Annotated in this window: 12 protein-coding genes; 9 read left to right on the forward strand and 3 right to left on the reverse strand. The window is 45.9% G+C overall.

Features of this window, described 5'->3' with window-relative positions:
- The first annotated feature begins 17 nt into the window (after positions 1-17).
- From pspB to DPF93_RS00180, 6 genes are all read left to right on the forward strand, one after another.
- Positions 18-251 carry an envelope stress response membrane protein PspB gene (gene pspB, locus DPF93_RS00155; RefSeq protein WP_114764202.1) on the forward strand — a complete coding sequence of 78 codons (234 nt, stop codon included), beginning with the start codon at positions 18-20 and terminating at the stop codon, positions 249-251.
- Complete coding sequence (gene pspC / locus DPF93_RS00160) at positions 214-630, forward strand: envelope stress response membrane protein PspC (protein ID WP_208638739.1); 417 nt, start codon at positions 214-216, stop codon at positions 628-630. The genes pspB and pspC overlap by 38 nt, the downstream gene beginning before the upstream one ends.
- 154 nt (positions 631-784) lie before the next feature.
- The gene (locus DPF93_RS00165; protein WP_279628036.1) at positions 785-1,819 is read left to right on the forward strand and encodes an efflux RND transporter periplasmic adaptor subunit; all 1,035 of its coding nucleotides are present in this window, start codon (positions 785-787) and stop codon (positions 1,817-1,819) included.
- Position 1,820: 1 nt separating this feature from the next.
- Positions 1,821-2,903, forward strand: a complete 1,083-nt coding sequence (locus DPF93_RS00170) for an efflux RND transporter periplasmic adaptor subunit (RefSeq protein ID WP_114764204.1) — start codon at positions 1,821-1,823, stop codon at positions 2,901-2,903.
- Positions 2,896-5,994 carry an efflux RND transporter permease subunit gene (locus DPF93_RS00175; RefSeq protein ID WP_114764205.1) on the forward strand — a complete coding sequence of 1,033 codons (3,099 nt, stop codon included), beginning with the start codon at positions 2,896-2,898 and terminating at the stop codon, positions 5,992-5,994. Before DPF93_RS00170 ends, DPF93_RS00175 begins: the two co-directional genes overlap by 8 nt.
- Before the next feature lie 31 nt (positions 5,995-6,025).
- Complete coding sequence (locus tag DPF93_RS00180; RefSeq protein ID WP_114764206.1) at positions 6,026-6,583, forward strand: DNA-3-methyladenine glycosylase I; 558 nt, start codon at positions 6,026-6,028, stop codon at positions 6,581-6,583.
- A 128-nt stretch (positions 6,584-6,711) separates the two neighbouring features.
- Here the strand turns inward: DPF93_RS00180 and DPF93_RS00185 are convergent, their stop codons facing one another.
- Both DPF93_RS00185 and cls read right to left on the reverse strand, forming a co-directional pair.
- Positions 6,712-7,917, reverse strand: a complete 1,206-nt coding sequence (locus DPF93_RS00185) for a cystathionine beta-lyase (RefSeq protein WP_114764207.1) — start codon at positions 7,915-7,917, stop codon at positions 6,712-6,714.
- 295 nt (positions 7,918-8,212) lie between these two features.
- Positions 8,213-9,667, reverse strand: a complete 1,455-nt coding sequence (cls, locus tag DPF93_RS00190) for a cardiolipin synthase (RefSeq protein ID WP_114764208.1) — start codon at positions 9,665-9,667, stop codon at positions 8,213-8,215.
- Positions 9,668-10,083: 416 nt separating this feature from the next.
- On the opposite strand from cls, the gene DPF93_RS00195 reads away from it, so the two are divergent.
- Positions 10,084-11,514, forward strand: coding sequence for a sodium-dependent transporter (locus tag DPF93_RS00195; RefSeq protein ID WP_114764546.1), 1,431 nt, complete (start codon positions 10,084-10,086; stop codon positions 11,512-11,514).
- Positions 11,515-11,623: 109 nt separating this feature from the next.
- Here DPF93_RS00195 and DPF93_RS00200 read toward each other — a convergent pair whose 3' ends face one another.
- Positions 11,624-12,253: a Crp/Fnr family transcriptional regulator gene (locus DPF93_RS00200; RefSeq protein ID WP_114764209.1), complete on the reverse strand. Its 630-nt coding sequence runs from the start codon at positions 12,251-12,253 to the stop codon at positions 11,624-11,626.
- 161 nt (positions 12,254-12,414) lie between these two features.
- Between DPF93_RS00200 and DPF93_RS00205 the strand changes: the two genes are divergently transcribed.
- Both DPF93_RS00205 and DPF93_RS00210 read left to right on the forward strand, forming a co-directional pair.
- On the forward strand, positions 12,415-13,224 hold the full coding sequence (locus tag DPF93_RS00205) for a sulfite exporter TauE/SafE family protein (RefSeq protein WP_114764210.1): 810 nt from the start codon (positions 12,415-12,417) through the stop codon (positions 13,222-13,224).
- Positions 13,225-13,433: 209 nt separating this feature from the next.
- Positions 13,434-14,174, forward strand: coding sequence for a sulfite exporter TauE/SafE family protein (locus DPF93_RS00210; RefSeq protein WP_114764211.1), 741 nt, complete (start codon positions 13,434-13,436; stop codon positions 14,172-14,174).
- Positions 14,175-14,180: the final 6 nt, after the last annotated feature.

The raw sequence follows: 14,180 nt of genomic DNA on the forward strand, positions 1-14,180 counted from the left end.
TAATTTAGGAGTTACTTATGTCTTCGTTTTGGATTGCAGGACCACTGATCGTCTTCCTGATTTTTGTGGCTCCACTTTGGTTAATTCTTCATTACCGCAGCAAACGTAAAACCAGCGGTGGTTTGTCTCAAGAAGATTTTCAGCGCTTAGAAGCGTTGTCACAACGTGCAGAGTCAATGCAAAAACGTGTTGATACGTTAGAACGCATTCTTGATGCAGAGTCACCAACTTGGAGGCGCAATTATGAGTAGAGAGCTTTATCGCGACCCGATTAATGGTAAGTTAAGCGGCGTTTGTGCTGGTTTAGCTAACTACATTGGCGCTGAGGTTTGGCTAGTGCGAATCTTAGTGATTTCTGCCGCACTACTTGGCGGTTCATTTTTGGTCTTGCTCGCCTACGTGGCGCTAACCTTGATGCTCGAAAAGCAGCCTGCAAATTATGGTGAAAGCATTAAAGCGCATCAAGAACACACGCTAAAAAGTAAGCCTTGGCAAGCGGGACAATCTCCCGAGCAGCTTCTCAACACGCTTGATAAAGATTTTGCCCAACTTGAAGGCAAAGTGCGTCGTATGGAAGCGTATGTCACTTCAGATACATTTAAAGTTCAACGTGAGTTCAGCAAACTTTAATCATCTTGCTATCGAGTCGAAGAGAGGTTGTTACGACCTCTCAAGCCTTTCATTTTATTAACGAATACAAGCACGCAAAGTGGCAGAGTAGAGTTCGGTCATCTATCTTTTGTTAAAGGCGCTTAAGCCAAGCAAAGCAAATGGATGATTGATTATGCCCAAGATTGTTCCGCTCCTCGCCATGCCGTTACTGTTTCTTTTTGGCTGCGAGAAAGAACTTCCTCCCGTACCTGAACCAGAATCTCGACCCGCTAAACTGTTTTCAGTGACTGTCGGCAATTCCGCCTTCGAACGTCGCTTTCCTGCTACGACGGAAGCGGGTGATCGCGCCGTGCTGGCCTTTCGGGTACCAGGTTTGCTGCAAACCATAGATGTAGTAGCTGGGCAACCAGTGATTAAAGGTCAGGTTCTCGCAACGCTTAACCCAGATCAATACGAGTTACTTGCGCAGCAAGCCCAAGCCCAATATCAACTTGCTGATGTGCAGTACCAGCGCAATAAGAAGTTGAGACAAGATAAGGTGGTCTCCGAACAAGATTTTGACCAAGCGAAAGCCAACAGAAACTCCGCTAAAGCAACGCTTGACCAAGCCAATGCGAACCTGCGTTACACCAAGCTCGTCGCGCCATATGATGGCACCATTTCACTTATTCCCGCTGAAAATCATGAATACATTGAAGCTAAAAAAGGGGTGATGAATATCCAAACCAATCGTTTGATGAAGGTGTTTTTTCAACTGCCTGATCATCTACTCAATCGATTTTCAGCAGGAGCAAACCCAGAGGCTTACATGTCGTTCGATGCCTTTCCGGGCAATGAATACCCACTGACTTTTCAAGAGATCGATACCGAAGCGGACCCGAAAACCGGTTCTTATAAAGTGACCATGGTGATGGAGCGACCAGAGGACACAGGCATTTTGCCGGGTATGTCGGGCACGATTCGTGTGGTGGCTGCCACCTCAACAGCCACCAGTATTCCTACCTCAGCACTGTTTAAAGAAAATGGAAAAACGTGCGTATGGCGAGTTAATCAGGATGGGATTGTCGAGAAAGCGGCGATTGAACTTAACGATCGCCAACAAGTGGTGTCTGGGCTGGATGATGGCGATCAAATTGTCATCTCAGGCGTCAATGGCATTGAACGCGGCATCAAAGTGCGCGAATGGATTAAAGAGCGAGGGCTGTAAGATGAACAACAGATTATTACTCGCTTGGCTGAGTGGACTCACGCTAATAGGGTGCGGCGAACAAGCTGCATACACCGATTTTGGCTTGCCCAAAGTAGAGGTGGTGCAGGTAGCGTCAGATCCTCCTAGCGACAGCTTGTATTTCCCTGCGGTTGCCAATGCCGCTGAACGATCGCATTTGAGCTTTCGTGTGGCAGGTGAGATAAGACGCGTGTACGTAAAAGAAGGTGATAAGGTTGAGAAGGGCGCCTTAATCGCTGAGCTTGAACCAACGGATTATCAACTTGAGGTGGATAATGCTGCAGCCCGTTTTTCGGTGATCAATAGCCAATATCGCCGCTCCCAACCATTGGTAAAAAAAGGGCTATTAGCTAAGTCGCAATTTGACGAAATCGCCGCGCAAAGACGTATCGCACTGGCAGAGCTTGAATTAGCCAAATTACGCTTGTCATTTACCAAACTCAAAGCGCCAGTTGAAGGGATCATTTCGCGCGTTTCTGTCGATCAATTTGAGAATATTCAAGTTGGGCAAAACATCGTTAATATCCACAGTCTCAACAGTGTTGAGATATTGATTCAATTGCCAGATCGCATCTATGTCAATCAACCTGAGCAGGACAAACTTGCGCAGATTGATGCCATTGTCAAAGTTCCCAGTGGTAACGAATACCACGCGACGATCAAAGAGTTTACCACTGAGCCCGATCCTGAAACTGGAACGTTTAATGTGACCCTGTCACTACCGATGCCGGATGACGAATACATCCTCGATGGCATGGCAGTTGAGGTGACCTCGAACAATGAAGAAGTAGGGCTTGATCTAAAAAAAGGCGTGCAGGTGCCAATTGAAGCGATTTTTAATCAAGACGGTGATGATTTAGCGCGAGAAAACAAATTTGTCTGGCTGCTCAACCAAGACCAAACCGTAACCAAACAGCAAGTTGTCATAGGCAAAGCAACCAAACGCGCAATTCAGATCCTGTCCGGAATTGAGCCGGGAGAAAAAGTGGTGGTTGGCGGCATATCTCGTTTAACCGATGGAGCCAAAGTCCAAATCGTCGACAAGGAGGCAAATAATGAATAAGCAAACGGAAGCGCCTCAATCTGACGAGGATGTCACGGGCATCGCTGCCTACTTTATCCGCAATCGAGTTATCAGTTGGATGATTGCATTGATCTTTTTAATTGGCGGTGTCGCATCGTTTTTTGGTCTTGGTCGTCTGGAAGATCCTGCGTTTACAATTAAAGACGCGATGGTGGTCACCTCTTATCCAGGAGCCACCCCGCAACAAGTGGAAGAAGAAGTTACTTATCCGCTGGAAAAAGCGATCCAACAGCTAACTTATGTTGATGAGGTAAACTCTATTTCCAGTCGTGGTTTATCGCAGATCACCGTAACGATGAAAAATAATTACGGACCTGATGACTTGCCGCAGATTTGGGATGAGTTGCGCCGCAAGGTCAATGATCTCAAAGGCTCTCTGCCTCCGGGAGTGAATGATCCCCAGGTTATCGATGATTTTGGCGATGTTTACGGGATTTTGCTCGCCGTTACTGGTGAGGGTTATAGCTATAAAGAGCTGCTCGATTATGTTGATTACCTACGCCGCGAACTCGAACTGGTTGATGGCGTCAGCAAAATTTCGGTGACGGGTGAACAGCAAGAACAGGTATTCATCGAAATCTCCATGAAACGCTTGAGTAGCCTTGGCTTAGCACCCACCACAGTATTCAATCTTTTATCTACACAGAACGTGGTATCAAGTGCTGGTGCCGTGCGTATTGGCAGCGAGTACATTCGTATACACCCAACTGGCGAGTTTCAAAATGTTGACCAACTAGGTGATTTAATCATTACCGAAAGTGGTGCTCAAGGGCTGATTTACCTGCGAGATGTTGCCGAAATTAAACGTGGTTATATTGATGTGCCGACTAATGTGATCACCTTTAATGGTCGAGTTGCGCTCAACGTCGGCGTATCGTTTGCACAAGGTGTGAACGTAGTGAAAGTGGGCGAGCGTTTTGACCGCCGCTTGGCTGAGCTGAAATACCAACAGCCAGTTGGTATCGAAATTTCAGAGATTTACAGCCAGCCTAAAGAGGTAGATAAATCGGTTCGCGGTTTTGTGGTGAGCTTAGGGCAGGCAGTGGCGATCGTTATTATTGTGCTGCTGTTTTTTATGGGGCTGCGCTCAGGTCTACTAATCGGTCTCATTCTGCTGCTAACCGTGCTCGGTACTTTTATCTTTATGAAATACTATCAAATTGATTTACAGCGTATTTCATTGGGTGCTTTGGTGATTGCTCTGGGGATGTTGGTGGATAACGCAATAGTAGTGGTCGAAGGGATATTGATCGGTACGCAGCGAGGGAGGACGCGGCTGCAAGCCGCCACCGATATCGTTACCCAAACCAAATGGCCACTGCTTGGCGCAACGGTGATTGCAGTAACGGCATTTGCCCCGATTGGCTTGTCAGAAGACTCGACGGGTGAGTACTGTGGTACCTTGTTTACCGTGTTGTTGATTTCGTTGATGCTCAGTTGGTTTACGGCGATCTCCTTAACGCCATTCTTTGCTGACTTGTTCTTTCGTGGGCAAAAAGCTCCGCAAGGCGATGAAGACAGTGACCCATACAATGGTGTGATTTTTGTTGTCTACAAGAACTTTCTCGAATTTTGCATGAAGCGTGCATGGGTAACCATGGCGGTGTTGGTACTTGGTCTAGTCGCGAGCATTTACGGCTTTACCCATGTGAAACAATCTTTTTTCCCATCATCGACAACGCCGATTTTCCAAGTTGATGTTTGGCTACCGGAAGGTACGGACATTCGCGCGACTAATACCAAGCTCAAAGCGCTGGAAGCGTGGATTGCCGAGCAGTCGGGTGTTGAGCATGTTACAACGACCGCGGGTAAAGGCTTGCAACGCTTTATGCTCACCTACGCGCCAGAAAAGAGTTATGCAGCCTATGGCGAGATAACCACGCGGGTGGAGAACTATGACCTGCTGGCAGATTTAATGAGCCGTTTTCGTACACATCTTGAAGAGAATTTCCCGGAGATAAACTACAAGCTCAAGCAAATTGAATTGGGACCGGGGGGCGGCGCGAAAATTGAAGCGCGCATTATTGGCTCCGATCCTACTGTGCTGCGCACCATTGCCGCACAAGTCGAAGCCATTATGCATGCCGATCCGGGAGCGACGAATATACGCCACGATTGGCGTCAGCGAACCAAAATACTCGAGCCGCAGTTTAATGAAAGTCAGGCTCGTCGTTACGGCATTACCAAATCCGACGTTGATGATTTTCTTGCGATGTCGTTTGCTGGCAAAGCGGTGGGTATCTATCGTGATGGCACCACCTTAATGCCGATTGTGGCGCGCCTGCCTGAAGAAGAGAGAGTAGATATTCGTAATATCGAAGGGATGAAAATTTGGAGCCCGGCACTGAGCGAGTATATTCCTTTGCAGCAAGTCACGCTGGGTTACGAAATGCTGTGGGAAGACCCGATCATCGTGCGTAAAGATCGCAAGCGGATGCTGACCATCATGGCTGACCCTGATCTATTGGGTGAAGAAACGGCCGCAACGCTGCAAAAGCGGATTCAAACCCAAATTGAGGCGATTGAACTGCCTCCTGGTTACAGCTTAGAGTGGGGCGGTGAATATGAATCATCAGGCGATGCGCAGGCTTCCTTGTTTACCACTATGCCGCTGGGTTACCTGTTTATGTTCCTCATTACGGTGTTCTTATTTAACTCCGTCAAAGAGCCGCTGATAGTTTGGTGTACGGTGCCATTGGCCATTATCGGTGTGACGACCGGCTTATTGGCACTTAATACTCCGTTTGGCTTCATGGCGCTACTAGGCTTTTTGAGCTTGTCAGGCATGGTACTGAAAAACGGTATTGTGTTACTTGATCAAATTAATATTGAAATTAGCGCCGGCAAAGAGCCTTATACCGCCGTGGTCGAAGCAGCGCTGAGCCGTGTAAGACCAGTATGTATGGCGGCCATTACAACGATCTTAGGCATGGTGCCATTGTTACCGGATATTTTCTTTAAGCCGATGGCAGTGACTATCATGTTTGGTTTAGGTTTTGCTACCGTGCTCACTTTGATTGTCGTGCCAGTGTTATATCGCCTCTTCCATAAAGTAGCGGTTCCAAGCTAAGCTGTGGCGTTGGTAACGGTTTGAGATGATTATGGAAACACAAACTTGTGCATGGGCGCTAAAGGACCCTTTAGAGCAGGCATATCACGATACTGAATGGGGCGTGCCAGTTCATGATGATAAGAAATTGTTTGAGTTCATCACTTTGGAAGGCGCTCAAGCAGGCTTGAGTTGGATTACAATCTTGAAAAAGCGCGAAGGGTATCGACTTGCGTTTGAAGATTATGATCTGGTGAAGTTGAGCCAGCAAAGTGAAGCGCGGATTGAAGAGATCATCGCGCAATTTGATGTGGTTAAACATCGCGGCAAAATCGCATCGGTGTTTGGTAACGCTAAAGCGGCGCTCGAATTGATTGATGAGTATGGCAGCTTATCAAATGCGCTGTGGCAGTTTGTTGAGCACAAGCCTATCGTCAATCACTGGCAGGAGATGTCGCAAGTGCCTGTTTCAACTGATGAATCGAAAGCGATGAGTAAGTTTTTGAAAAAACGCGGCTTTAAATTTGTAGGTGAGACGATCTGTTATGCGTTTATGCAGGCCGTTGGCATGGTTGATGATCACTTGGTGAATTGCCCAATTAAGCGTTAATGTGCTTAGTTACCTTGTTTAGCTACCTTGTTTAGCTATCTTGCTTTGGTGATTTCGTTTAGTTAGCAAGACCGAGTAAAACAGCCCGCTACTTCGCGGGCTGTGTGTTTAGGGCAAGGTTAATGTTGCTACAGTGAGGTGGCTTCTTCGAGGATCACTGCGTTATAACGCGCTAGCCCAGCCTCAAGGTCGGCAATCAAGTCATCGACATCTTCCAGACCAACGTGAACGCGGATCAATGTGCCTGTAAAGTGTGGGTGAGCAACAGTTCGTAAACTGTTAAAACTCTTTGGTTCATTGGCGAGGATTAAGCTTTCAAAACCGCCCCATGAGTAGCCCATACTAAAGTGTTTCATGCCATCTAACAGCGCTGTGGTAGCAACGCTATTGGCGGTTTTCAAGACAAATGAAAACAGACCATTACCACCGGTAAAATCACGTTTGAAATACTCATGCCCCGGGCATGTTTCGAGTGCAGGATGACGAACATGGTCAACCTCGGGGCGAGTTTGCAGCCATTTGGCGACTTTTAAACTGCTTTCGGCATGTTGACGCAGGCGCACGTCAAGGGTGCGAACGCCGCGTAATCCCAGATAAGCATCGTCCGCAGAAACACATTGTCCCATTAAATAACTTTGTTCGCGTAGGTGGTCCCAGCATTTTTCATTGGCAACGGCAGTTCCAAGCATAACGTCTGAATGACCGACGATATATTTTGTTGCGGCTTGGATTGAGATATCGACACCATGCTCAAACGGTGAGAAGTTCACCCCTGCTGCCCAAGTATTATCAAGCATCACAATCATGTTATGTTGGTGCGCAATGGCGGCAAGTGTTGGGACATCTTGTACTTCCATTGTCACCGACCCCGGTGATTCTAAAAAGAGCACCTTAGTATTCGGTTGAATCAGGTTTTCAATTTCAGCGCCAATCGTTGGCTCAAAATAGGTGGTCTCTACACCTAACTTCTTCAAGATTTTTTCACAAAAATCACGAGTGGGTTCATAGCAGGTATCGACCATTAAAACGTGATCGCCAGTCTCAACGAAGGCTAAGATTGAGTTTGAAATGGCCGCTGTGCCACACGGGTAAAGAGCACAACCTGCGCCTCCTTCTATATCCACCATTGCTTCTTGCAATGCAAAGTGGGTATGCGTGCCGCGACGTCCATAAAACAGGGTTTTGTTAGTGCGGTTGATAATAGCGTGTTTTTTTTCCGCCACACTATCAAAGACCACGGTTGAAGCGCGCTGTACTGGTGGGTTAACGACGCCGTTAGTCCATTTTTTATCACGACCAGCGTTGATGTATTTGGTTTGTTTGCCTTCTGACATATTAATTCCTTGTCTCTTAGGGCGTTTATACCCGTCCTAATTGAAGTTGCAGCGCTTTATTGGTTTACATAGGGACTGGCACTCACAAACCTCATCACATAGACCATCTATGCGTAGAGGCTTTGCTCCTTTGTCGCCTAGCGGCATCTCCAAGTAGTTTGGGTTTAGACTTGATGGCTATATATAAAACATGCTGGCATCAACAAAGCAAGCCATGGCTTAGAGAGATTTGCGATAAGATAAAATGACCGAGGGCAAACTCGGTCATTTTTGACTCAATAGATGGGTAGAACGATTAGAGCAGTGGATTAAACAAGTAGAAGGTGCGTTCAAGAAAACGTGAGAATATTGAACGTCCGCGCCATGCCTCTAATGAAACGGTATGGGATTTAGCGATGTATTCATCTTGTAATTGATGCATCTGCCGGGTGAACTCTTGATCGTCGATCGCCAAGGTCACTTCAAAGTTTAACCATAAGCTACGCATATCCATATTTACCGTCCCAACTAAGCAAAATTGCTCATCAATCACAACGGATTTAGTGTGCAATAAGCCACCATAGAACTCGTAAATCTTAACGCCAGCTTGCATCAGCTCACTGTAAAACGCGCGTGAAGCCCACTGCACCATCAATGAGTCGTTCTTATGTGGAATGATAAGTTCAACCTTGATGCCGCGCTGTGCCGTCATTTTTAGTGTCTCAAGCAGGTCGGCACTTGGCACAAAATAAGGAGTAGTGATGCGCACTGACTTATTCGCCTGATTGATCGCCAGAGTCAAAACTTGGTAGATAAGGTACTCAGGCATACCCGGACCGGATGGCACAACTTGCACAGGATGCTGAGGGCTATTTGGTTCAAGACTGCATTCAGGTAGGGTTGGGAAGGCACGCTCGCCAGTCTCAACTTCCCAGTCCCAGCAGTGAATTGCCGACAGGACGTTTACCGTGGGACCGGTGACGCGCACCATGATATCAATCCACTGCCCAACACCGGAGTCTTGTTTGAAGTAGGCAGGATCGACCATATTCATTGAACCGGTATAAGCCACTTTTTCATCAATGACGATGATTTTTCGATGCTGACGCAAATCCAGTCTGCGGAGGAAGATCCGCCATGGTTTGACTTCGAGCGCCTGTACGACCGTTATCCCAGCCTGCTTCATTTTTGCAACCCAAGGGCTGCGGAAAAAACGCGGGCTGCCTGCAGAATCAAGCAGAAGTTTGATTTTTACGCCGCGAGCGGCAGCAAGAATCAGCGCGTTAGCGACTTCGTCAGCCATCCCTCCCGGGTGCCAAATATAGAAAACCATGCGAATGCTGTGCTGAGCCTGATTAATATCATCGATGACTGAGCGCATAATAGTTTCAGGGGAGTTTTGCAAAGAGAGCTCATTGCCACTTAGTGCAGGTAAGCCGAGGCGATTGTTACACAGTTCATCGATGCGATAGATGTGGCGACCAAAGTTCTCTGGCGAGTGGGCATGACAATCACTCAATTTAGAGAACCAATCGACAAAAGGAGCCAGCATTTCTTTGGCTCGGTCTGCACGTTTACGTCCAAGATTGAGCTCGCCAAACAAGAAATAGCAGGCTACGCCGACAATTGGAATGATGTAAATCACCATCAGCCAAGCCAGCGATACGCTGACGGCTCGGCGTTTTAACACGACGCGTAATGTTACGCCAGCGACCAAAATCCAATACAGCACAATGCTGGCTAATGTAACGAAATGGTAAAACTTTTCCATCAATGATCCTAATCAGAACAACTAGTTAAATACTAAGCCGAATTGAGAGTAGTTAACAACTCATCATAGTGAAAAAAGCGCAAACAAACGTTGCTAACCTTTTTTGCTTGAATTGAATGTGTGCTGAGAGAAATGTAGATAAATTGCGACGAGAAATTGAAATATTCGTGCATGCTGATGCTGTTGATTTGTTATAAAATGTTTAGATTGAGTAAAAAAGCAGCGATTAAGATGTAAAAATGCGCTATATGATGGAAATATAGTCTGACGCGCTTCCAATTTTAATTGCAAACTGATTTACTTTCCATGCACAGAGCGTCACACAAACTTTTCTGCAGTGTAAACATTTGGCTACACATGCAACTTTTAAGACGCCGACATTAAGCAAACACAACAATAAAATGAATGGTGATAATGTGGCTACAACTACTAGCACTAAACCCCGCGATAGCTGGGGGTCTAAACTAGGCTTCGTTATGGCCGCTGCAGGTTCTGCAGTCGGTCTTGGTAATATTTGGAAGTTTCCATACACCGCTGGGGAGAGTGGTGGTGGTGCTTTCGTATTGATCTATCTTCTTTTCGTTATCTTTATCGGCTTTAGCGTAATGCTCACCGAGTTTGCCATTGGTCGTAAGACAGGTGTATCAGCCGTTGGTGCATTTAAGTCGACTGATCGTCGCTGGACATTTGTCGGTGTAATCGGCGTGTTGAGTGGTCTACTTATCATGGGTTTCTACCCAGTAGTAGGTGGCTGGGCAATTGCTTACATTTACAAGATTGCCACGGGGCTTCTTAGCACTCCAGAAGCCATTGGGGATAGCTTTGGCGGCTTTATCTCTGATCCAGTTCAGCCACTGATGTGGATGGGGCTATATCTCATTCTTAACATCTTCGTCGTTATTCGCGGCGTATCAGGTGGTATCGAGAAAGCAGGCAAAATCTTAATGCCTTTGCTATTTATGATCCTGATCCTAGTCGCGGTTAAAGGCTTAAGCCTACCTGGTGCGATGGCAGGTCTTGAGTTCCTATTTAAACCAGACTTTTCAAAAGTAGATAGCAGTGTAGTTTTGGCTGCTCTAGGGCAAGCGTTCTTCTCATTGAGCCTAGGTATGGGCTGTATGATCACTTACGGTAGTTACCTACGCAAGAAAGAGAACTTGGTGCAAACCACGGCGATGGTAACGGCAATGGATACGGGTGTGGCATTGCTAGCCGGTATCGCGATGTTCCCAGCGATGTTCGCATTCAGCATGGAACCAGCAGCGGGTCCTGGGCTGGTGTTCGTAGTTGTTCCACAACTGTTTGCTGAAATGGGTGGTGTGATTGGTCTACTACTAGCGCTACTGTTCTTTATTGGCTTGAGTGTTGCGGCGCTAACATCATCGGTTTCTCTATTGGAAGTGGTGGTTTCTTACCTTATTGATGAAAAGGGTATGAAGCGTCCAACAGCAGTATTAAGTGCCAGTGCGGTAATGGCAACTCTTTGTGTGTTTGCATCGCTATCGCTAGGTGGCACCGGTCCGAAACTGTTCGATACAGGTGCGTTTGATATCTTCGACCTACTTACTGATAAGATCTTCCTAGCGGTGGGTGGTATGTTCGTATGTATCTTCGCTGGCTGGCGTCTAAACCGCGATGAACTAGAAAAAGAAATCACTAATGATGGTGAAGTGAAATTCCCACTGTTCGGTGTATGGTACAACCTAGTGAAATACGTGATCCCATTTGCTGTTGCTATTGTTGCTTTCGCAGGTGTTAAAGCCGGTTTTGACAGTGGCAAAGGCGAGATCATGGTACTTGGTTTAGCAATCATTGGTGTTGCCGCGTTGCTATCGAAAAAACTATAGCCGTTAATTGCCGATTAACTATCTAATAGCTAAGCCCATCGGAGCGATCCGGTGGGCTTTTTTATCGTCTAAATGACGAGGACTCTGTCAGCACAAGAAGATAGCGCGATCAGTTGGGATGAATATCCAGTGAGTTTCGATAATCTTGCAACTGTGTAACGTCTACAGGGCGAGGTTTGCGACTATCGCTGAGTAACAAGTTAGCTTGCTTTAAGTTATTACAGTAACGGATCACCGTTGAGGTATCAGTACCACTGAATTCGCCAATTTCACGATAAGTCCAAGGATAATTGGGGTAGTGGCTGAACAGATGGATTAAGGCATCAAGGATGCGTTTCTTAGAGCTAAAGGCGCTGTATTGCAATAGCCGCTTTTCCGCTTCTCCCAACTCTTTACACACTTCCTGCATTAGCGTTAGCGCTAATTCTGGCGCGTTGCGCTCTAGCTCTTGCATGCTATCGATGCGGATTTTCACTACTTCACTCTCTAGCATCGCACGTGATGTTGCGGGGTATTTTTGTTGAGTAAACAAAGACCGATAGCCGAAAAAAGAGCCGGTACCATAAATCCTCAACAAACTCTCCTTACCGATTTCTGATACTTGATAAAGACCTATCTGACCACTTTTTACATAGTAAAAGCCGCTGGCTGGTGTGCCATTACGATAAATACTGTCGCGTTTATGTACTTGAAAGCTTTGCAGGGCAGTTAATGATCCTAGAGCGAATTGACGTTCCATTTTCAATCACGAGTCAAAAAAGATGCGCTGAGATTACAACAAGATATTCGGTAAAAATATGATCGCTGCTATAAATTTAATGTCCACTCAGTGAATACAGTAGTGCCGTGTTTCCCATCTTGGTTCGGGAAAAGGTCTAACGGTTGAAGAGGTTTATTTGAATGGAATTATCGGTCTTGTTTACTGAGTTATTCGCAACTGAGGCATTGGGTCTTAAAGTGTTGGCTGGGTTAATTTATAGCTTATGCGTCGGTCTTACGGGAGTGGGCGGTGGTGTTTTACTTATACCACTACTGCAAGTGTTGTTTGATATGCATACCGTGCTTGCTGTAGGGACTGCCAGTGTCATTTCGGCGTTGGTAAAAATCTCTGCTTCTTTTGGGCATATCAAAGCGCGGAATCTCTCGTTACCCGCAACAGGTTATTTGTTGATTGGCGCAGTGCCGCTGGTGGTTCTTGCCACGCAGTTAGTGGTCTATTGTCATCAACAGCCGAGTTTACAACCGAAGTTGGAAAATTTTGTTGATGGATTAATTGTTATGGTGATGATCGCTGCACTTATTTCCGTCCTGCTAAAAATGGTTAAGCAGAATAAAAAGCAGCTAGCAGTGCATCGTTTTTCGAGTAAGAAGGCTGTTGGCGCGGGGATGTTATGCGGAGCCTCCCTTGGTATTACCGGGGTTGGCGGTGGCGTACTCTTATTGCCGCTACTTAACTCGCTGCTCAACATAGAGATAAAAAAGGCTGTTGGGACCTCGGTCGTGTTGTCGCTGCTCCTATCTGGCATAACGGCTTTTGGTTACGCACAAGGCGGACAGGTTGATATGGGGGCGGCGGCTCTATTTACCTTTGCATCGCTACTTGGTGCGCCGCTTGCTTCGCGTTTACTGGCTAAAATGTCGGATTCAAGCGTGTATCGATTAACGTTAACCATCATTGCTGTGAGTTTGTCTCTCACCTTACTTAACTGATGCCATTCTATCGACTGGATCACATAAAAGTATTTTAACCGTCGCGGCGCTAACGAAACTTGAGTGCGTCAAATGCCCGAAACTAAAGGGTATAAGTGGGTTGAAAAAGTCACTATCACATTTTGTTATACTCGCTGCTTTAATAAGCATTTGTTATTGTTTTATTGATTGTAAATAATAAGTCCAAGTTCAAAGAGGCAATATTTGAAATGGATAACTTATTATTATTTGGCATTACTTTCTTTGCGGCAACTCTTCAGGCTGCTACCGGGTTTGGATTTGGAATAATAGCGGTAACTGCATTTTTAATTATTTTTCAATCAACATCGGCAGTTCAGATTGTAATTATTATTACTTTTGCAATGTCAATTGCACACTTTTTCAAAATTCGCTCTAACGTTCCTATGGATTTAGTAAAACGTTTAATGATGGGATGCGTTATAGGTTATCCGCTAGGTAGTCTTTTGTTTTATGTAGCAGATATTACCATGTTGAAAATAGCGGTAGCGGTTTTGATTCTGGTTATGACAGCGCAAAATGGCTATGAACGTTATCGAGCTCGAAGCGCTGCAAATCAACGCTTCCTACCAATGAACAAACGATACTGCGCCAGCGTAGGTACAGTATCGGGCGCAATGGCGAGTGCTATGGCAATGCCGGGACCGGTTGTAGTTGGTTATCTCACGCAATGTGAACTAGAAAAAAATGTGATTCGAGCAGCGACGATTACCACATCGACAGTCTCTTACGCAGTCGCGCTGGTTCTACAAATGTATTTATTTGGGGTTGATGAACAAACTTGGGAATATTCTTTAATGTTACTTCCTGCAACTTTTGCTGGTCTATTTTTTGGAGAATATATTTCTAAGTTTATTAACCCTGATTTATTTAAAAATATCACCCTAGTGGTACTGCTTATAAGTGGTGTGAATATTCTGATAACCCTATAAGTAACA

Origin of the sequence: Vibrio rhodolitus, from assembly GCF_003350325.1 — a bacterium.
In the GTDB taxonomy this organism is placed as follows: domain Bacteria; phylum Pseudomonadota; class Gammaproteobacteria; order Enterobacterales; family Vibrionaceae; genus Vibrio; species Vibrio rhodolitus.

Coding starts and splice junctions, on each gene's coding strand:
- DPF93_RS00165 (WP_279628036.1), top strand. CDS start 785: ATGCCCAAGATTGTTCCGCTCCTCGCCATGCCGTTACTGTTTCTTTTT.
- pspC (WP_208638739.1), top strand. CDS start 214: ATGCAGAGTCACCAACTTGGAGGCGCAATTATGAGTAGAGAGCTTTAT.
- DPF93_RS00200 (WP_114764209.1), bottom strand. CDS start 12,253: ATGGAACGTCAATTCGCTCTAGGATCATTAACTGCCCTGCAAAGCTTT.
- DPF93_RS00180 (WP_114764206.1), top strand. CDS start 6,026: ATGGAAACACAAACTTGTGCATGGGCGCTAAAGGACCCTTTAGAGCAG.
- DPF93_RS00175 (WP_114764205.1), top strand. CDS start 2,896: ATGAATAAGCAAACGGAAGCGCCTCAATCTGACGAGGATGTCACGGGC.
- DPF93_RS00205 (WP_114764210.1), top strand. CDS start 12,415: ATGGAATTATCGGTCTTGTTTACTGAGTTATTCGCAACTGAGGCATTG.
- DPF93_RS00210 (WP_114764211.1), top strand. CDS start 13,434: ATGGATAACTTATTATTATTTGGCATTACTTTCTTTGCGGCAACTCTT.
- DPF93_RS00185 (WP_114764207.1), bottom strand. CDS start 7,917: ATGTCAGAAGGCAAACAAACCAAATACATCAACGCTGGTCGTGATAAA.
- pspB (WP_114764202.1), top strand. CDS start 18: ATGTCTTCGTTTTGGATTGCAGGACCACTGATCGTCTTCCTGATTTTT.
- DPF93_RS00170 (WP_114764204.1), top strand. CDS start 1,821: ATGAACAACAGATTATTACTCGCTTGGCTGAGTGGACTCACGCTAATA.
- cls (WP_114764208.1), bottom strand. CDS start 9,667: ATGGAAAAGTTTTACCATTTCGTTACATTAGCCAGCATTGTGCTGTAT.